We start from the raw sequence: 18,724 nt of genomic DNA on the forward strand, positions 1-18,724 counted from the left end.
CCGGCTACATTGCGTGCATATGCATTCGGACCGCAAGGTTGCCCAAGATCCAGACCGTTCCGAGAATGATAATCAACAGAACAAGGGTCGAGAATAGGATCAGATCCAGATCCTCGCGGCTGCTGCGACGACGATCTATGTGCAGGAAATAGACCAGTTGAAAGATCAACTGCGCCAGACCCAACAGACCGATAGTCAGATACACTCCGGTCGTTTCAATGCCGAACACCTGTGCAACGCCAAACATCGCAAGCGTCAAAAGCAGCGAGCCTCCGTAGCCGATGACATAGCGACGACGCTCGCGCCGGTGCATTTCGGAGCGTTTATCCATAGGTCAGACCTCCGAAATAGACGATTGTGATGATGCCGATCCAGATCAGGTCGAGAAAGTGCCAGAACAATGCAAGCCGCACGACGCGTGAGATGACCAGATCCGTCATGCCCATGACGCGCAGTTGAATGCCCAAAACAATCAACCAAACACAGCCTGCCGCTACGTGTAGCCCATGCAAGGGAACCAGCCCGTAGAAGGCAGAGAGGAAGCCGCTACGCTGCGGGATACCACCCTTCTCGACCATTGCCATAAAGTCTCGGATCTCCAGCACAAGGAAGCTGAGGCCCAGGAACAGCGTTACCCCGAACCACAGAATGATCTTTGACCGGGGCAAGTTGTATTTCAGAGCGAGCATGGCCAACCCGACGGTTAGACTGCTGGTCAACAGGATCATAGTCTGCGCGAAGATGCTTTTGAGGTCGAACAGCTCGTGCGGGCCGGGACCACCCGCCTGCGCGTCGATCATCGTGATGTAGATTGCGAACATCAGGCCGAAATAGACCAGATCGCTCATCAGGAAGACCCAGAAGCCGAAGGTAACGACTTCGGACGCTTTGTGGGCACTGGCGTGGCGTTCACCGAGGTTGATGCCGGGATAGCTATGGGTCGGGGCGCGTTTCATGTCACCGCCTCCATATCGGGTCGGGCAAGGCCTCGGTTATCCGTCGCCGTCTCGTGGTCGCGATCCACGGGGGTTTCGCTGTGAACCAGTGCAAGCCAGGCCTCGTGTTCCTTGCGGACCTCCTCGGCGGGGATGGTGATTTCGGTGCTGGTGTCGAAGGTCCAGATGATAAAGGCAAGGATCATCGCACCCGTCATTAGCGCTGCCAGCCACCAGATCCACCAGACCAGCGCAAACATCCAGATACCGCTGGTCACGCAAAGGATGAATCCGATCCCGGTATTGCGCGGCATATCGATATCTTCATAGGCGTCGGGGGTGGGATAGGCCGCGCCCCGCTCTTTAGCGGTGGCGAAGTCATCCCGCGCGGTCACCTGTGGGATGATGAAAAAGTTATAGGGCGGTGGCGGTGCTGGGATCGACCATTCCAACGAGCGGCCATCCCAAGGGTCGCCCACAGGAACGCGGGTTTTGTCGCGGTCGCGGATGCTGACCCAGAGCTGAACCAGAACCGATAGCAACGCGGCTGTGATGACCAATGCTCCGACCACCGCGACGATCATATAGGGGTGAAAGCTCGGATCCTCCCAACTGAACGATCGGCGTGGCATGCCCATCAGGCCGACAAAGTAAAGCGGTAGGAAGGTCAGCATGAATCCAACGGTCCAGAGCGCAACCGTCACCCTGCCCCACCCTTCATTTAGGCGAAACCCAAACGCCTTGGGGAACCAGTAGTTATAGGCCGCGAGCAAGCCAAACAGCACGCCGGGCAGCAGAACATTGTGGAAATGCGCCACGAGAAACAGGGTGTTGTGGACCTGATAGTCAACGGTTGGATTGGCCAAGATCACTCCGCTGAGGCCGCCAATGACAAACAACATCAGGAAAGCCAGTCCATAGAGCATCGGGACTGAGAACCGGATACGGCCACGCCAGAGGGTGGCCATCCAATCATAGACCTTAACGCCGGTAGGTATGGCAATCAGCATGGTCGCAATGCCGAACACGGCATTGATCAGCGCGCTTTGGCCCATGGTGAAGAAGTGGTGCAGCCAGACGGTGAAGGACAGGACTGCGATGGACATGGTGGCAATCACCAGCGAGGTGTAGCCATAAATGCGCTTGGCCGAGAAGGTCGCGAAGACCTCGGAATAGATGCCATAGGCTGGCAGGACGAGCAGGTAAACCTCGGGGTGGCCGAACAGCCAGAACAGGTTGGCGTAGTTCATCATGTTGCCGCCGAGGTCGTTGGTGAAGAAATGAAAGTCCAGATAGCGATCCGCGGCCAGCAACAAGGCCGCGACCCCGAGCGGCGGCATCGCAAAGACGATTAGGATTGAGCTGCAGATGATCGTCCAGCAATACATCGGCAACCGCATGAAGGTCATTCCTGGAGCCCGCAGCTTGTAGATCGTGACGGCAAAATTAATGCCGGTCAGAGTCGTTCCGATCCCAGACACGACGATGGCCCAGATCCAGTAATCGGGCCCCACACCAGGGTTGAACGCGGCCCCGGTATAGGGCGGATAGGCGGTCCACCCCCCGGTCGAGAACTCTCCGACCACCAGAGAAACCATCAGCATCATGCCCGCCGAAACGGTCAGCCCAAGGCTGATCTGGTTCATCACTGGAAAGGCGACGTCCCGCGCGCCGATCATCAGCGGGATGACGTAGTTCGCGATGCCAAAGACAAAGGGCACAGCGACAAAGAAAATCATGATCGTGCCGTGCGTGCTGAAGAGCTCGGCGAAATGCTCGGCCTCAAGAAAACCGTCGCCCGGCCCGGCCGCCTGTTGGGCGCGCATGACAACGCCCTCCAGCACCCCTCGGGCCAGCATGACGATGGCAAAGACGATATACATGATGCCGATTTTCTTGTGGTCGGCGCTGGTCAGCCAGTCGCGCCACAGCGGCCCCCACAGCCGGAACCATGACAGGAGGAAGACAACTGCTGCCGCTCCGACAAGCACAACGGCGGCGGCGGCATTGGCAACGATCTCATTTGCGTTGGGGTTCTGGATCAGCCCCGCGATTGGAAACGCATCCCAACTGAGGCGGCCGAAGAAACCGGTGTCAGATGTCATTGGCCGACCCCCTGCCCGTATGAGGTTGTTCCCGGCTGCTGATCGTGCGGCAAGGCTTGGCCAGAGTGATAGCGATGCAAGATCGACTGAAACAAATCGCTATCATCCAAGCGGAAATACAAGGCGTTTTCAGGCATATCAGAGGTTCCGAGGGCCTGCTGCACCTCATCACGGTCCGAGCGCATGGCAACGGTCTTATACGTCGCCGCATCCAACACGATGCCGTTCTGGCGCACAGTTTCGACCCAAGTGTCAAAATCCTCTGCCGAAAGGGCAAGCGTTTTGAATTTCTGTTTTGTGAAGCCGCGCCCGTTATATTGCGTATTCTCGCCTTGCATCTGTTCGGGTTGATCTGCGACCAGATGTAGCTGAGTGGTCATACCCGGCATCGCGTAAATCTGCCCGGCCAAGGCAGGGATCATGAAAGACTGCATGACGGTATCCGTTGTCAGGGTCAGAGCGATTTGCTGTTTCACGGGAATACCCATCTCACCCACGGTCGCGATCCCGAGATCGGGATAGATGAACAACCATTTCCAATCGAGGCCCACGACCTGAATCTGAACGGCAGGTTCATCCCCAAAGGGAGCCGCGAAAGGGTCCAGACGATGGGTCGCTTTCCACAAGTAGACCGACAAAATCGTGACGATCACCACCGGAACGCCCCACATCACCATCTCGAGCCGGGGCGAGAAGTCCCAATCTGGCCGATAAGCAGCTGTACCGCCCTTCCGACGGCGATATCGCAGCGCAATAAGCGGAACCAGAACAAGAACAGGCACAACAGCGATCAAAATCAACCACGTTGCCCGCAAAAGATGTGCCTTCTGCACCGCCGCAATCGGACCCTGAGGGTCCATGAAGCTGTCACTGGCGCCTGCGGTCCGGGCCGATGATACCACCATCACAAGGGCCATCAGCATCGCCGCCGATATGAGGGCCGTTCCGACCTTGGTCATAGGCGACTGTCCTCTTTCGCATCCTGATTCATTGCAACTATCGACAAAGGAAAGAGATTTCTCAAGGCTTTTGATCGCAGCCTTCAAGCTGGCACTAATAGTGTTCTGGTTTCGGTTGACTTGCATGCATCCTCGGGACACAGCTTGGCTACGATGCGTATTCTCATTTTGATTTTTTGCCTTGCCATCCAGCCCCTGGCGGCCAACGCGCAAGATCGCGCCAAGGTTGAGCGTCAGTTTCAAAACTGGTTGCAGGAAACGGTGTGGCCGCAAGCCCGTGCCAAAGGCGTTTCGCGCCAGACCATGACACGGGCTCTGTCCGGCGTGACCTTGAAATGGGACCTTCCCGATCTGGTGCCGCCGGGCAGCCCGCCGCGGTCATCAAAGCCACAATCACAGGCCGAATTCGGAGCACCGGCGCGCTATTTCAAAGCAGGCTCTTTGCAGGGCGCGACTGCTCAGGGGCGCAAAATGGCCAAACGACACGCGGCGGTGCTTGCCCGTGCCGAGGCCGAAACCGGCGTTCCGGCCCGCATTATCCTCGCCATTTGGGGTCGTGAAAGCGGCTATGGCCAAGTGGCAATCCCCCACAACGCGTTTCAGGTCCTCGCGACAAAAGGCTTTATGAGCACCCGCTCGCAGTATTTCACAGCCGAGTTGCTGGCCGCTTTGCAAATCGCGGAAGCGGGGCATTTGAACGGTCGTGAGATGAAAAGCAGTTGGGCCGGAGCGCTGGGGCAGCCGCAATTCATGCCCTCGAGTTTTCTGACTTACGCCGTGGACGGAGATGGCGATGCCAACGCAGATATCTGGCAATCCGAAGAGGACACGATCGCCTCGATCGCCAACTACCTGTCGCAGCATGGCTGGATTTCGGGCCGTGATTGGGGGTTTGAGGTTGTTGTGCCTGATACAGTCAGCTGCGCTTTGGAGGGTCCTGATCAGGGGCGCGCGATCGAGGAGTGGGCCTCGATGGGGATCACGCGAACATCCGGCCGCCCGTTTCCAGCGCATGAACTGCCCGCCCAAGGGTTCCTAATGATGCCCGCAGGTCGAACCGGGCCGGCGTTTTTGGTGACCCGGAATTTCTACGTCCTGAAAGAATACAACAAGAGCGATCTATACGCCCTGTTCGTGGGTCATGTCGGGGATCGGATTGCATTCGGTGTCGGAGACTTCACGGCGCGCTGGGGTCGCGTTGACCCGCTATACCGATCAGAAATTGCAGCGATGCAAAGAGGGTTGGAACGCCTTGGCCATGATGTCGGCGGCGCAGACGGCCTGCCAGGTTTCAAAACGCGACGCTCAATCGGGCGCTGGCAGAAAACGCAAGGTCGGGCCGAGACGTGTTTCCCTGACCGTGCGCTTGTCTCTGAACTTGGGCAGTAACCAGCCCCAGTCCAAATCAACAATGTTTGTTTTTCCTCGCTATCGTTGCCTATTAAAGGTCAATTGACAGGCTTGCCCAAATTGGCTTGATGCACGGCCTTTCTATTGACCGGACATGTCGCACAGGCTTGGCGCGGCTGTTTAGAATCAACCCGTTATGGATACATCGCCAAGAACGCGATACTGGAGCGCTTCAACGAAGCGACCTCGCGGCTTGAGATGCCAGCCCAAGCAACCAGAAACTGGCAACATAACTGTCTTTTGACTTGCTGTTCCCGCCATGGCACGATCTGACCGATTTAAGCTCAGGCCCTTCGGGTAATATTGAATGATCTGGCCCCAAAGCCTAAGAGGAATAACCCGATTGGTTTCGACCACGAGGGGCAACTAGATTGAGAGGCACTATGACACGCAAGGTCACCAAGGCGATTTTCCCCGTAGCAGGACTTGGAACACGCTTTTTGCCCGCGACGAAATCCGTCCCTAAAGAGATCATGACGCTGGTTGACCGCCCTCTGGTCCAGTACGCCATCGACGAAGCCCGCGCTGCTGGGATCACCGAGTTCATATTTGTCACGTCCCGCGGGAAATCCGCGCTTGAGGATTATTTCGACCATAACCTCGTTCTGGAACAAGAGCTGAAAGCCAAAGGCAAGCACAAGCTGCTGGATACGCTCAATGCGACAAACATGGAAAGCGGCGCCATCGCCTATATCCGCCAGCACAAGGCGCTTGGGCTTGGCCACGCTGTCTGGTGCGCGCGCCGCCTGATCGGGGATGAGCCTTTCGCCGTCATGCTGCCCGATGACGTCATCGCCGCCGACAAGCCCTGTTTGCAGCAGATGATCGAAGCTTATGAAGAAACCGGCGGCAATATGGTTGCCGCGATGGAGGTTCCGCCCGAACAAACCAGCTCTTATGGGGTGTTGGATGTGGGCGACAATGTGGGCACGGTCGTGCGCACACGCGGCATGGTCGAAAAGCCCAAGCCCGAAGATGCGCCCTCAAACCTCGCCGTAATCGGACGCTATGTGCTTGGGCCGTCGGTTCTGTACAATTTGAACCAAAAGAAGAAAGGCAGCGGTGGAGAGATCCAGCTGACCGACGCCATCGCCGAAGATATCCGCAACGGTGTTCCTGTCTTTGGTTACAAATTTGACGGTCAACGCTTTGATTGCGGATCTAAAGCTGGGTTCCTGCAAGCAACCGTCGCATTTGCCTTGGCCCGCGATGATCTGCGCGATGACCTGAGCGCGTATCTGCACGACCTTGTCTCGGCTGAGAAAGCTGCTCAGTAAACGGGCGGTAAGACACACAAATGAAAGACGCTGCGCGATCATGACAACCGTATACCCAGTAATTCTGTGCGGGGGGTCCGGAACCCGTTTGTGGCCGCTCTCCCGGAAAAGCTATCCCAAGCAATTTGTGCCTTTGCTGGGCGAGAACAGCCTGTTGCAGGATTGCGCCCTCAGAATGCGTGGGCCTGAAGCTGCGCCTTACGCCAAACCTGTGGTTCTCACGAATGAGGCATTTCGGTTCGTCGTGCCGGAGCAATTGACCGAGATCGGTATAGACCCCGGCCCGGTTCTGATCGAACCCGAAGGACGCAACACCGCGCCCGCCGTTCTGGCCGCAGCCTTGTTTCTGAATGAAATCGACCCGGATGCGGTTATGTTGGTGGCTCCATCTGACCACGTGGTTCCCGATTCCAGCGCATTTCACGACGCGGTCTCTGAGGGTTTGCGCGCGATTGCCGAGCGTGGTGATCTGCTGACCTTCGGCATCACTCCGGATCGGCCGGAAACCGGCTATGGCTATCTGAAACTGAGCAAAACGCCCGAGACCCGCGCAGTCCCTCTGGATCGGTTCGTTGAAAAGCCCGATCTTGAGACGGCCAAATCCATACTGGCTGATGGCAGCTATCTGTGGAACTCGGGCATCTTTCTGTTTGCCGTTCGCGACATCATCACCGCATTCGAACAACACGCCCCTGCCTTGATGAGCCCTGTCAAAAACGCTGTCGATAACGCCAAGAGTGACCTTGGCTTCCTCAGACTGGATGCCGAGGCGTGGTCTCAGGTCGAAGATATCTCGATCGACTATGCCGTGATGGAGAAAGCGGACAACCTGAGCGTTGTGCCCTATGCGGCCGGGTGGTCGGATGTTGGCAGTTGGTCCGCGGTGCAAGAGTTGACCCATCCGGACGCAGATGGCGTCGCGACTTCTGGTGAAGTCACGGCGATTGACTGTCAAAACGTGCTGGTCCGCTCGGAGTCTCCGGCGCAGGAGGTTGTGGCGCTGGGTTTGCAAGACGTGATTGCCGTTGCCATGCCCGATGCCGTTCTGGTCGCCAGCATGGACAAGGCTCAGGACGTCAAAAAGGCCGTGACCGCGCTGAAGGTTAAAGGTGCGAAACAGGCCGAGTCCTTGCCGGTGGACCATCGCCCTTGGGGCTGGTTCGAAAGCCTGGTGATAGGGGACCGGTTTCAGGTCAAGCGCATCCACGTCCATCCCGGCGCGGCGCTCAGCTTGCAGTCGCATCACCACCGGTCCGAACACTGGATCGTGGTGGAAGGCACCGCCAAGGTCACAATTGACGAGGAAGAGCGTCTGGTTTCCGAAAATCAGTCTGTCTACATTCCTTTGGGCGCGGTCCATCGGATGGAGAACCCCGGTAAGGTGCCCATGGTTTTGATCGAGGTCCAGACCGGCACTTATCTGGGTGAGGATGACATCATCCGCTACGAGGACATATATTCACGCAGTTAAACTGTTTAAATTCAGTCTCTTGCGCGAGATTCAAGCGAAAAGGTAAACCGAAATACCTCCGGGCGTTCGCTTCGGTCAGATAGATTTCATGCGTCCTGCGGTAGGGTAGCGCGCAACGAAATGTCGGACCGACAGCCTAAGGAGGACGCCCGTGTCTCAGATCTCACCCCGATTGAACTTGCCATTCTTGCAGCCGTCTCAGGCGCAGAAACATGTCACCCATAACGAAGCCTTGCGCCAGTTGGATCTCGTGGTGCAGCTGAGCGTTGTGTCGACAAGCAGCACAAATCCACCCGCCACGCCGGAACAAGGAGAGATTCATTGGCTGGGCTCGAATCCGACGGGAGAGTGGGACGGCCATGCAGGTGAATTGGCGGCCTGGATTGATAACGCTTGGCACTTCCTGACCCCACAAACAGGCTGGCGCGCTTGGGACCAAGCCGACGGACAGGTGAAACTGTGGGATGGCACCGCGTGGGTCAACCCTCCGGTCGAGACCTCGAACTTACCCGGTATTGGTGTGGCGACAGGCTATGACAGTACCAACCGCCTATCCGTTCGTGGCCCCGCGACGCTGCTGAGCCATGAAGGTGGTGGCCATCAGTTAAAAATCAACAAAGCCGCCTCTGGCGAAACCGCGTCGCTGCTGTTTCAATCCAACTGGACGGGTCACGCCGAGATGGGCCTTTCCGGCAGCACCGGGTTCTCGATCAAGGTGTCGCCGGACGGCGGCAGTTGGACAGATGCCCTGCGCCTTGATCCCGCCACGGGTATCGCCAGCGGCGCCGCCGTTCAAAACGGCCCCGCGGATACCACGGCTGGGCGCTTGATGCGGGCCGACTATGGGTACGGGCCTGGCAATCTGCTGGGGTCGGTGTCGGAAAACGCAGGTGCGCCGACGGGTGCAGTGATCGAACGCGGCAGCACTGAAACGGGCGACTATGTCCGTTTCGCTGATGGCACTCAAATTTGTACCGCAACCCTGACCGCCACAGGTTGTAGCACTGCTGATGGCGCGCTGTTTGCTAGCAACACGGAGACGTGGACCTTCCCGGTCGCATTTGCGGCAACCCCGTCTGTCAGCGGCAACGGTGGTAGCGTGGGCCGGTTCGTCGGAGTAGACGAACCTTCGACTAGCCAAGTCGTTTGCAGAGTTCTTTCCACCACATCAGATGCAACAGTCCACGTGCCGTCTCTTATCGCGATTGGACGTTGGTTCTGAGGTAAATGGCGCGGACCTCGGGTTCGGGCCTCTATTTCGCGCGAAGATCGCCCTCAGACTGTTCAAGAAACCAAGCGTAGGTTTCGCGAATACCGTCCTCAAGCTCGATCGAAGCCATCCATCCCATATCCGCCAGACGTGACACATCCATCAACTTGCGCAGGGTCCCATCGGGTTTTGAGATATCCTGCGTGATCCGCCCCTTGAACCCCGTGACCTGCGCCACCAGCGCCGCAAGCTCGGCAATCGAGATGTCAGACCCGCACCCGACGTTGATATGGCTAAGCATCGGCTGCGTGTTCGCCTCATAAACGTCTCGCGGCAGGTCCAGCACGAACAGGGACGCCTCGGCCATGTCATCCACGTGCAGGAATTCACGACAGGGTTTGCCTGTGCCCCAGATCACAACCTCATCCACGCCGTCCCTCTGCGCTTCGTGGAAACGGCGGATCAGGGCGGGCAGCACATGGCTGTTTTCGGGATGGAAATTGTCCCCCGGCCCATAGAGGTTGGTCGGCATGACCGAGCGATAGTCCACCCCGTGCTGCCGGTTATAGCTTTCGCACAGCTTGATTCCAGCGATCTTGGCCACCGCATAGGGTTCGTTGGTGGGTTCAAGAATACCCGTCAATAGAGCGTCTTCACGCATCGGCTGTTGCGCCGCACGCGGGTAGATGCACGAGCTTCCAAGTTGTAGTAGGTGTTTGACACCAGCCTCAAACGCCTGATGGATCACGTTGCATTCGATCATCAGGTTTTTGTAAATGAAATCGGCCGGGAAGGTATTGTTGGCATGAATGCCACCGACCTTGGCCGCAGCCAGGACGACCACATCGGGCTTCTCGGCCTGCATGAAGGCGCGTACCGCAGCTTGATCGGTCAAATCCAGTTCGGAATGCGTGCGGGTGATGAGGCTCAGGGCCTCGCCTGCGGCCTGCCGGTCCTGCAATTTGCGCAGGATGGCACCCCCAACCATGCCGCGGTGCCCTGCTACGTAGATTTTGCGCATGCTAGGGTCCTCAGCCGTTTTCCAAGCTCACGGGCATCTCATAGCCGTGTTGCTTCAGCAACGCATGGCGCTGCGCTGTTTTGAGGTCCTCGCGCACCATCTCTTGGCACATATCCTGTACCGTCAACTCGGGCACCCAGCCCAGTTTCTGCTTGGCTTTGGACGGATCTCCCAGCAGGGTCTCCACCTCAGCCGGGCGGAAGTAACGGGGGTTGATCCGCATCACCACATCTCCGGGCTTCAGCGCCGGAGCGTTGTCGCCTTCGACCGCCTTGACGGTTGCAATCTCATCAACGCCTTCGCCGGAGAATTCCAGCGTCACGCCCAGCTCGGCGGCGGACCATTCGATGAACTGACGCACGGAATACTGCACCCCGGTGGCAATCACGAAATCCTCGGGCGCGTCCTGCTGCAGCATCAGCCACTGCATGCGGACATAATCCTTGGCATGGCCCCAATCCCGCAGGCTGTCGATATTGCCCATATGCAGGCAATCTTCGAGGCCCTGAGCGATATTCGCCAGACCGCGCGTGATCTTACGGGTCACAAATGTCTCACCCCGACGCGGGCTTTCGTGGTTGAACAGGATACCGTTGCAGGCATACATCCCGTAGGCCTCACGATAGTTCACCGTAATCCAGTAGGAATAAAGCTTGGCCACAGCATAGGGCGAGCGCGGGTGGAACGGCGTGGTCTCGCGTTGAGGTGTTTCCTGCACCAGCCCATAGAGCTCGGACGTGGAGGCCTGATAGAAGCGGCACTTCTCCTCCAGTCCCAGAAACCGGATCGCCTCGAGCAGGCGCAGCGTCCCAATCGCATCCACATCAGCCGTGTATTCGGGGGACTCGAAACTAACCGCCACATGCGATTGGGCCCCAAGGTTATAGACCTCATCAGGCTGAACCTGCTGGATAATACGCGTCAGATTAGACGTGTCGCTCAGATCACCATAGTGCAGATGCAGCTTGGGGTTCGGCTCGTGCGGGTCCTGATAGATATGGTCGATTCGCTGCGTGTTGAACGAGGAGGCACGCCGTTTGATCCCATGCACCTCATAGCCTTTTTCCAGAAGGAACTCGGCCAGATACGATCCGTCCTGACCGGTAATGCCGGTGATCAATGCCGTTTTGGTCATAACTGTGCCTCGTTTCCACAAATGCTTCTGTTCGAAGTCTCAAAAACAGTAAGAGCGTATGGAATGCAACCCAAGGCGACAATCTGGCATTGCACCTGACCACGATTTCTTTGATTGTGCAGGCGCATTTCGGCCGAGACAAAAAGAGGAATTCGAGCTTGCGTATTGCGATGATCGGCACCGGCTATGTGGGTTTGGTGTCAGGAGTGTGTTTTTCGGACTTCGGCCATGATGTGATCTGCGTCGACAAGTCCGAGCATAAAATCCAGTTGCTGCAAGCCGGTGAGGTTCCGATTTATGAGCCTGGGCTGGACACCCTCATGGCCAAGAATGTGGCGGCAGGGCGGCTTAGTTTTACGACCAACCTGCAAGAAGCCGTAGACGGAGCGGATGCGGTTTTCATCGCCGTCGGCACACCGACGCGACGCGGGGACGGGCACGCGGATCTGACCTATGTCATGGCTGCAGCCAAAGAGATCGCCAATGCGCTGACCGACTATGCGGTGATCGTGACAAAATCCACCGTGCCCGTCGGCACCAACCGTAAGGTGCAGCAGGTCGTTACTGCCGCAAATCCGAATGCGCAGTTCGATGTGGCATCGAACCCGGAATTCCTGCGTGAAGGAGCCGCGATCGACGATTTCATGCGTCCTGACCGGGTTGTGGTCGGCGTGGAAAACGACCGCGCTGCCGAGGTGATGGCCGAGATCTACCGCCCGCTTTATCTGCGAGACTTTCCGATCCTGACCACCGATCTGGAAAGCGCCGAGATGATCAAGTACGCCGCCAACGCGTTCCTCGCGACCAAGATTACCTTCATCAACGAGATCGCTGGTTTGTGCGAGAAGGTGGGCGCCGACGTCAAAGAGGTGTCGCGCGGGATTGGGCTGGATGGTCGGATCGGCAATAAATTCCTGCACGCAGGACCCGGCTATGGTGGATCGTGCTTTCCCAAAGATACCGCCGCTCTGGCCCGGATCGGGCAGGAACACGCGCATCCAATGCAGATCACCGAGACCGTGATCCGCGTTAATGACGGTGTGAAAAAGCGAATGATCGACAAAATCCGCGACGCCTGCGATGACAGTTTCAACCGCAAGACCGTGACCGTGCTGGGGGTGACATTCAAACCCAACACCGACGATATGCGCGATGCTCCGTCCCTGACCATCATTCCGGCCCTGATCGGCGGAGGTGCCACAGTACGTGTGGTCGACCCGCAAGGCCGTGCCGAAGGCGAGGCGCTGTTGCCCGGTGTGAATTGGTGTGACGACCCATACGCAGCGGCCAAGGATGCCGACGTCGTTGTTCTTCTGACCGAATGGAACGAGTTCCGTGCCTTGAACTTAAGCGAACTTGGCGGAGCGATGAAGACGCCGCGCATGGTGGACCTGCGCAACGTCTATTCTCAGGACAGTGTCGAAAAAGCAGGTTTTGAAACCTATGTGGGGGTCGGGCGTTAACCGCCCGTCTCAGCCCGCATAAAGCGGAACCGACGCGTCTGCCCCTTCGGCCAGTGCTTTGCTCTGATCCCGCCGTACTTGCTCATAAGTTGCTAATGCTCCGGATGAGAACAATTCTTTAGGTGCTTGAACCGGCACGAAATTGCTGTGTTTGTCCGAGCCTCTCGCCAGCAGCGCATAGTCCCGGTCCGCCACCAGCTGTTGTGCTCCGGGACTGAGATAGCGGATAGCCAACCCGATCCGCCGGTCCTCGGACTGGTTCGGCCCCGAACCGTGGATCGTCAGCCCGTGATGCAGCGACATCTGACCTGGCGCGAGTTCTATATGGGTCTTGTCCGTCTCGGCAACTTCGACGGCCACCTCTTGCCCGCGGGACAACAGGTTCGTTTCCGAATATGTATCGTTATGCGGCAAGATCGGGTTCTTGTGGCTGGCGCGCACGAAATCCATACACCCGCTACTTACCGTCGCCGGGGACAGAGCGATCCAGGCCGTGACCTGATCCGGTGTTTCCCCCATGCCCCAATAGGTCAAGTCTTGATGCATACCAACCGTTTGCACGGTGTTGGCCTCCTTGATGAAAAACTCAGCCGACCAGATCATGATATCAGGGCCCAGAACGCCCTCGACCACATCGAGAACGCGAGGATCCTGCGCGATCCGCGTCGCTAGTGGCATGACCAGATGCGCATTGACCCGCTTATAGGTGTTCAAAGGCAAGGGCAGATCCGCATCCAGCCAGTCACTCTCAATCTGTTCTAGCTCCGACCGGAAACCGGCGGCCTCGGCTTCGGAAAAGACGGAGAGGGGAAAGAGATAGCCATCCTCCCAATACTGGTCGGATTGTTGCTGCGTTAACGTCGTCGCCATGGGGTCACCTATTCGCTCTATGCGCAAAGGGTATCCGCGAGTGAGAACACGTCAAAACCAAACCTCTTGCCTGTCAGGATAAGTTTAGCTTAGCCTGCTCTACATGTTGCCTCGCATCCCATCACTCAACTGGTTACGCGTGTTCGAAGCAGCCGCCCGTATGGAGAGCTTTTCCCGCGCAGCATCGCAGCTGAACATGTCGCCAGCCGCCGTCAGCCAACAGGTCAAGGCGCTTGAGACCCGGTTGGGCACGCCTCTGTTTCACCGCCATGCCCATGCAGTCACACTGACGGAAGCAGGACGTGCCTATCTGCCCTCAGTCCAGCAATCGCTGCTGATGCTGGAAACAGCCACCACCGGGTTGTTCGGTGAGACGCGGGAACAGAGGCTATACGTTCAGTCGGTTTTGTTGTTTGCCCATGGTGTCTTGGCCAAAGGCCTTCCCGCGTTTCAGGCCGCGCACCCTCAGATCAATCTTTCGCTGACCACCGGCAATGCGAATTCGGATTTCACCAACCAGTTCACCGATCTACAGATCGTGTTTGGCAACCCTGCGCTGTTTGGCACAGAAGGAGATGAACTGCTGCGCGAGGTTCTGTTTCCCGTCGCCCCGCACGAGATTGCCGCCCAGATCCACACCCCGCAGGACTTGCTGCAATTCACCCTGATCGAAGTATCGACCCACCGAGCCAGCTGGCTCTACTGGTTCGAAGCGCTGCGTCTTTCGACAGGACAGGCCCGGTTTTTCTTTGCCGACAACTCGATCATGGCGGCCGAGCTGTCCGCCAGCGGACTTGGGATCGCATTGGCCCGCGCGCCCGCATCCGACCGTATCATGGAGGGCTCAGGACTGGTGCCCTGCCTTCCCGACCTGCAGGTCAGCGGGCAGGAAGCCTATCACGTGATCTATCCCTCGCGTGCAGATTTGCGCCGGCCGGCCCGATTGTTTCGCGACTGGCTGCTGGACTACAGCGCCGCCGTCCAAACGCGGTATCGCCCCTGACCGGTGACTTCGCGGACCAAACCGCGGCGGGTAAAGCGGTCGATGTTGCGCTGTACTGCAGCGCGCGAGGCTTGTGTAAGTTCCTCGGCAAGAGGGGCCGAAACCATGGGCCAGGCTCGCAAAGCGTCGATCAGCAAAGGCGGCGTTCGACCGCTGAGGTCGGCTGTTGCCTCCTTCGCTCGCGCCTCCCACGCATTGATCCGATCCAAATGCAACAAGGCTGCGAGGGCCGCCTGTCCTGCCCCGCCAATCCAGGCGGCCAGTTTTTCCTCGGGCGACCCAACACCACGCAGCGCGCCCGGACCGGAAAGGGCCAGCGGCATGAAAATCGCCCCGCCCCGCCCCATCGAAGCCGCATGCCGCGCGGCGATGACGGCCGCTTCCGTATCCTGACCGGGGCCTTGAGAGACTGCGCGCCATGCATGAAAGGCAATCGCGGCTTGCGTGACGGGGTGCAGCGCCTCGACACTGCGCATCACGTCCGACAGGTCTGCAATTGCCTCCGGCACCTCTTCGATCCCTTGCGCCATCCGGTCCAGAAAGGCGGTCAACCCGGCCTCCCAGCCACCATGGGAAGGTGCCGCACCTGATGACAGGCGACGCACCGCCCAACCGGCCCGGAACAAGGACTGCACGTCATCACCCGTTGCGCCGATCCGCAGACTTGTCCAAAGCGCCAAACGTTCGACACTGATCCGGTCACCCGTCCACCAGCCAAGATCGGATACATCCATCAAGGCCAGACGATGGGTCCACCCATCCGGTCCCGCGCGTAGCCGCTCGTCCAGTGCGCCAAAGGTTACCGCCAGGTCCGCAAGCTCAGAGGACAGCCCGGATTGCGCGGCCTGCCACTCTCTGGGATCGAACAATTGCCGCTGATCTGCCCGAGGGCCAGGGGTCAGGAAATCATCCTGTGGCGCGTCTTCCTCTGGCGGGAGAAACCACAGATCCTCCTCATCCTCGGGGTCACCATCATAGATGCTGCGCGGCCCGAGAGCTTCGGCCTCATCATCAAGTTCGGATGTGACAGGTTTGGGCTTCATACCCGCATTCTTCGGCTATTTCCGACCACTCACAAGGGGTTTTCCATTTGGATCACTAGCTTTCCCGACTTGTATTGGAAAATTCGACCAAATGGGCGCGCAACCAAGCCCGGTCGCTGATCTAAACCTTAAGGCAGACTTATCCCTGACAGCCGCCCATCGCCCACCGGCGTAGGTTGACCTTTAAACCACCGCCGAACGGGTGCTGCTTGGCCACGTTGCCTGCCGCTGGACGTTTGACATAGGTCTGAGCCTGATCGCACAGAGCCTCATGCGTCCACTGGTGGCAACTCGAACAGTTCTGATCTTTCCATAACTCATCCGGCAGCCCATCAATCGGCGGGAACTGAGGCGAGCCTGCGACTAGTTCCTCGATCGACTTGCCCCTGACGTGGGTGTTGCCGAAAGTCAGGATGGATTTCATGGTGACCGCTGCCCCGGCGTCGATGCTGCCTGAATTCTGCGCCTCTGGCGCCTCGACATTGGCTTCGGCTTTGCGAGTCACGGTCTCGCTTTCCAACTGCAGTGCCGCCAGACGTTCGACCGCCTGGTCCGCAAAGGCGCCACTGGGAAAGCTGTGCAGATAGACTTCGTAGGAATGGATCGAATCGTCCACCTGCGCCAATTCGTACATCAGACGGTCCGTCTCGGTCGCTTCCGGGGCCTCTTGCGATGGCGTTGGCGTGGGCAGAGTTCCAAAGGACTCGGCCAAAATCGTCTGCAACAGATCATTGGCCTGCGATGCATGAACACTGTCTGGATAGGCCCGCTGAAACAGCATAATCTTCACCGGGTCACGGCTGTTCACGGCTTCCTGCCACTGTTCTTCTTCGGTTTGTTCCGGTTTCGCGATCAGTGTTTCATTCGCACGTGCAAAGGCGAAATCCTGCGTCAGGGACGAGGTATCCCAAGGCGTTTGCAGCCCCCGCGTTTCGCTGAGAACATCAACGCGCACCTTCTTGAACAATTGCTCAATCGCCATGCCGGGCGTGTCGATATGTTGCGCAAGGCTCAGCGTGAACGGGCTGTTGCCGGTTTCGCCATCCAGCGCAACCCCACCGGGATCGGTGGCATAGGCGAGAAAAGTACCGGTCGGAGCTTTCATCTCGGCCAGACCGTTGTCATCCATATCGGCCAGATCCTCGAACGGGTTGTTCCGGCAGGCGTCCAGAATGACGATATTTGTTTTGTTGTTGGCCGAGGCCATCTGATGCAGAACCGAACGCGCCTCAACCGCCATCAGATCCAGATCGGCCGGATCAGACAGCGACACGTCCACGGGCAGCAAGTAGTTCGAACCGAAAGACTGAACCCCGTGACCCGCGTAGTAAAACAGGCCCACGGCGGTTTCGCCGCCCTTGCGCAGATCGCGTCCGAACTGGGCAATGGCGCGCTTCATTTCGATCTGGGTGCTGTCGGACAGGTGACGCACCTCGAACCCGAGCGCAGTGAGCTTTTCCGCCATCAGCCGCGCATCGTTGATTGGATTGTCTAGGGCCGAGACCGAACCATAGTCGGAATTTCCAACCACCAGCGCGATTCGCGGCTCGGCCCAAGCCGAACCGGTCCAGAGCATAGCGATCATCGCAAACAGGGTTCTAAGTACGCGTTGCACCTTTGGTTCTTTGCCTTTTTCTGGTCTCATGGTCCGTGACCCCTTGGGCACCACTCAGCCCGGAAGTACTCTGATATTGTTTTTTGGCTTTCTTATGGCCGTGGCCTGAAATATCCCAATTATAGTATCAAGACTAGGAAGAGGTTCACACATGCCGCGTTTAAACTTGGTGCGAAATGCTTTTGCGATGACGGCACTGGTATTTGCAAACACGGCGTGGGGTCAAAGCGCCGATCCGTTCGAACATGGGTGGAAATTGGACGCCGATGCCTCGGAGTTGCAATTTTTGTCGGTCAAAAAGAACTCGATTGCCGAAAACAGCGGCTTTGCAACCCTCACGGGCGTGATCAGCCCTGAAGGCGGTGCCGATATTCGGGTTCAGATGGACAGCGTTGATACCAAGATTGACCTGCGCAATGTGCGCATGCGGTTCCTGTTTTTTGAAACCTTCAACTTCCCCGAGGCTGTGATCACCGCCCAATTGCCGCCCGAACAACTGGTGGATCTGCACCAGACCCGGCACAAGATCATCGACCTGCCCTATAGCCTATCCCTGCATGGGGTGAAAAAAGACAGCGTGGCGCAGGTGGCCATCACTCTGGTCGACAATGACCGCGTGGCTGTGGCCAATACGACGCCGATTGCGATTGCCCTGCCCGACTTCAACCTTGAGGAAGGACGAGGCAAGCTCGAAGAAGCCGCCGGTGTTGATATTCTGCCCTTCGGCTTTGTCAGCTTCGGGTTCGTATTCGACCGCGCTCAACCCGGCACGCCACCTCAGCTCGAGGTTGCCTCGGCCACGCCGGGGGCTACCGCGCTGGAGACCAAGGGTGATCTGGATCGCGAGGCCTGTGAAGGGCGGATGGAGATCCTGTCGCGCACCGGCAATATCTACTTTAACTCGGGCAGTGCGCGGCTGACCAATGACTCGATTCCGCTGCTGAGCAATCTGCATGACATTGTCGACCGTTGCCCGGACCTGAAGATCGAGATCGGCGGGCACACGGATAGCGATGGCTCGGATGAGGCTAACCGTGTTCTCAGCGAACGTCGAGCGCAGGCGGTCAATACCTATCTAGTCGATCAGGGGATCGCGCCGGAACGTCTGCTGACGGTTGGTTATGGCGAAAGCCGCCCGGTTGTGTCGAATGACACCGCAGACGGCAAACGCCGCAATCGGAGGATTGAGTTTGTGCCCGTAAACTAG

16 protein-coding genes are annotated in these 18,724 nt (G+C 58.1%); 7 read left to right on the top strand and 9 right to left on the bottom strand.

All coding sequences use genetic code 11. The features are described 5' to 3' along the window. Positions 1–4: 4 nt before the first annotated feature. From ACXAH8_RS14570 to ACXAH8_RS14585, 4 genes are read right to left on the bottom strand one after another with little or no spacing between them, the layout of a single operon-like run. Positions 5–331 carry a cytochrome o ubiquinol oxidase subunit IV gene (locus ACXAH8_RS14570; RefSeq protein ID WP_419741360.1) on the bottom strand — a complete coding sequence of 109 codons (327 nt, stop codon included), beginning with the start codon at positions 329–331 and terminating at the stop codon, positions 5–7. Continuing rightward, entirely contained in the window at positions 324–956 is a 633-nt protein-coding gene (locus ACXAH8_RS14575) for a cytochrome c oxidase subunit 3 (protein ID WP_170659089.1), read from the bottom strand. The genes ACXAH8_RS14570 and ACXAH8_RS14575 overlap by 8 nt, the downstream gene beginning before the upstream one ends. Next, a complete protein-coding gene (locus ACXAH8_RS14580; RefSeq protein WP_475219546.1) occupies positions 953–3,040 on the bottom strand; it encodes a cbb3-type cytochrome c oxidase subunit I in 2,088 nt (695 codons plus the stop codon). The genes ACXAH8_RS14575 and ACXAH8_RS14580 overlap by 4 nt, the downstream gene beginning before the upstream one ends. Further along, a complete protein-coding gene (locus tag ACXAH8_RS14585) occupies positions 3,037–3,999 on the bottom strand; it encodes a cytochrome ubiquinol oxidase subunit II (RefSeq protein ID WP_475219547.1) in 963 nt (320 codons plus the stop codon). The genes ACXAH8_RS14580 and ACXAH8_RS14585 overlap by 4 nt, the downstream gene beginning before the upstream one ends. A 153-nt stretch (positions 4,000–4,152) precedes the next feature. On the opposite strand from ACXAH8_RS14585, the gene ACXAH8_RS14590 reads away from it, so the two are divergent. From ACXAH8_RS14590 to ACXAH8_RS14605, 4 genes are all read left to right on the top strand, one after another. Next, on the top strand, positions 4,153–5,388 hold the full coding sequence (locus tag ACXAH8_RS14590; protein WP_475219548.1) for a lytic murein transglycosylase: 1,236 nt from the start codon (positions 4,153–4,155) through the stop codon (positions 5,386–5,388). A gap of 404 nt (positions 5,389–5,792) precedes the next feature. Then, positions 5,793–6,686 (top strand): UTP--glucose-1-phosphate uridylyltransferase GalU, encoded by an 894-nt coding sequence (gene galU, locus ACXAH8_RS14595; protein ID WP_475219549.1) that lies wholly within the window; start codon positions 5,793–5,795, stop codon positions 6,684–6,686. 40 nt (positions 6,687–6,726) lie between these two features. After that, complete coding sequence (locus ACXAH8_RS14600) at positions 6,727–8,157, top strand: mannose-1-phosphate guanylyltransferase/mannose-6-phosphate isomerase (protein WP_475219550.1); 1,431 nt, start codon at positions 6,727–6,729, stop codon at positions 8,155–8,157. 151 nt (positions 8,158–8,308) lie between these two features. Next, on the top strand, positions 8,309–9,379 hold the full coding sequence (locus ACXAH8_RS14605; RefSeq protein WP_475219551.1) for a DUF2793 domain-containing protein: 1,071 nt from the start codon (positions 8,309–8,311) through the stop codon (positions 9,377–9,379). Positions 9,380–9,410: 31 nt separating this feature from the next. Here the strand turns inward: ACXAH8_RS14605 and fcl are convergent, their stop codons facing one another. Then, positions 9,411–10,388: a GDP-L-fucose synthase gene (gene fcl, locus ACXAH8_RS14610; RefSeq protein ID WP_475219552.1), complete on the bottom strand. Its 978-nt coding sequence runs from the start codon at positions 10,386–10,388 to the stop codon at positions 9,411–9,413. A gap of 10 nt (positions 10,389–10,398) precedes the next feature. Next, complete coding sequence (gmd, locus tag ACXAH8_RS14615; protein WP_475219553.1) at positions 10,399–11,523, bottom strand: GDP-mannose 4,6-dehydratase; 1,125 nt, start codon at positions 11,521–11,523, stop codon at positions 10,399–10,401. A 158-nt stretch (positions 11,524–11,681) separates the two neighbouring features. Between gmd and ACXAH8_RS14620 the strand changes: the two genes are divergently transcribed. Beyond that, a complete protein-coding gene (locus ACXAH8_RS14620; protein ID WP_475219554.1) occupies positions 11,682–12,986 on the top strand; it encodes a UDP-glucose dehydrogenase family protein in 1,305 nt (434 codons plus the stop codon). A 9-nt stretch (positions 12,987–12,995) separates the two neighbouring features. Here the strand turns inward: ACXAH8_RS14620 and ACXAH8_RS14625 are convergent, their stop codons facing one another. Beyond that, a complete protein-coding gene (locus ACXAH8_RS14625; protein WP_475219555.1) occupies positions 12,996–13,856 on the bottom strand; it encodes a phytanoyl-CoA dioxygenase family protein in 861 nt (286 codons plus the stop codon). A 103-nt stretch (positions 13,857–13,959) separates the two neighbouring features. On the opposite strand from ACXAH8_RS14625, the gene ACXAH8_RS14630 reads away from it, so the two are divergent. After that, positions 13,960–14,859, top strand: a complete 900-nt coding sequence (locus ACXAH8_RS14630) for a LysR family transcriptional regulator (RefSeq protein WP_475219556.1) — start codon at positions 13,960–13,962, stop codon at positions 14,857–14,859. Here the strand turns inward: ACXAH8_RS14630 and ACXAH8_RS14635 are convergent. Together ACXAH8_RS14635 and ACXAH8_RS14640 are read right to left on the bottom strand one after the other, a co-directional pair. After that, positions 14,823–15,902, bottom strand: coding sequence for a helix-turn-helix domain-containing protein (locus tag ACXAH8_RS14635; RefSeq protein ID WP_475219557.1), 1,080 nt, complete (start codon positions 15,900–15,902; stop codon positions 14,823–14,825). The genes ACXAH8_RS14630 and ACXAH8_RS14635 overlap by 37 nt on opposite strands. Positions 15,903–16,041: 139 nt before the next feature. Next, positions 16,042–17,547: a caspase family protein gene (locus tag ACXAH8_RS14640; RefSeq protein WP_170689106.1), complete on the bottom strand. Its 1,506-nt coding sequence runs from the start codon at positions 17,545–17,547 to the stop codon at positions 16,042–16,044. A gap of 121 nt (positions 17,548–17,668) precedes the next feature. Between ACXAH8_RS14640 and ACXAH8_RS14645 the strand changes: the two genes are divergently transcribed. After that, entirely contained in the window at positions 17,669–18,724 is a 1,056-nt protein-coding gene (locus ACXAH8_RS14645) for an OmpA family protein (RefSeq protein WP_170378365.1), read from the top strand.

Source organism: Ruegeria sp. ABV3_008 (genome assembly GCF_056161185.1).

What these genes read in the sequence shown, in the direction of transcription:
- ACXAH8_RS14580 (WP_475219546.1), bottom strand. Translation starts at nt 3,040, where the DNA reads ATGACATCTGACACCGGTTTCTTCGGCCGCCTCAGTTGGGATGCGTTT.
- ACXAH8_RS14575 (WP_170659089.1), bottom strand. Translation starts at nt 956, where the DNA reads ATGAAACGCGCCCCGACCCATAGCTATCCCGGCATCAACCTCGGTGAA.
- ACXAH8_RS14630 (WP_475219556.1), top strand. Translation starts at nt 13,960, where the DNA reads ATGTTGCCTCGCATCCCATCACTCAACTGGTTACGCGTGTTCGAAGCA.
- galU (WP_475219549.1), top strand. Translation starts at nt 5,793, where the DNA reads ATGACACGCAAGGTCACCAAGGCGATTTTCCCCGTAGCAGGACTTGGA.
- ACXAH8_RS14645 (WP_170378365.1), top strand. Translation starts at nt 17,669, where the DNA reads ATGCCGCGTTTAAACTTGGTGCGAAATGCTTTTGCGATGACGGCACTG.
- ACXAH8_RS14585 (WP_475219547.1), bottom strand. Translation starts at nt 3,999, where the DNA reads ATGACCAAGGTCGGAACGGCCCTCATATCGGCGGCGATGCTGATGGCC.
- ACXAH8_RS14625 (WP_475219555.1), bottom strand. Translation starts at nt 13,856, where the DNA reads ATGGCGACGACGTTAACGCAGCAACAATCCGACCAGTATTGGGAGGAT.
- ACXAH8_RS14640 (WP_170689106.1), bottom strand. Translation starts at nt 17,547, where the DNA reads ATGAGACCAGAAAAAGGCAAAGAACCAAAGGTGCAACGCGTACTTAGA.
- ACXAH8_RS14600 (WP_475219550.1), top strand. Translation starts at nt 6,727, where the DNA reads ATGACAACCGTATACCCAGTAATTCTGTGCGGGGGGTCCGGAACCCGT.
- ACXAH8_RS14590 (WP_475219548.1), top strand. Translation starts at nt 4,153, where the DNA reads ATGCGTATTCTCATTTTGATTTTTTGCCTTGCCATCCAGCCCCTGGCG.
- ACXAH8_RS14635 (WP_475219557.1), bottom strand. Translation starts at nt 15,902, where the DNA reads ATGAAGCCCAAACCTGTCACATCCGAACTTGATGATGAGGCCGAAGCT.
- fcl (WP_475219552.1), bottom strand. Translation starts at nt 10,388, where the DNA reads ATGCGCAAAATCTACGTAGCAGGGCACCGCGGCATGGTTGGGGGTGCC.
- gmd (WP_475219553.1), bottom strand. Translation starts at nt 11,523, where the DNA reads ATGACCAAAACGGCATTGATCACCGGCATTACCGGTCAGGACGGATCG.
- ACXAH8_RS14570 (WP_419741360.1), bottom strand. Translation starts at nt 331, where the DNA reads ATGGATAAACGCTCCGAAATGCACCGGCGCGAGCGTCGTCGCTATGTC.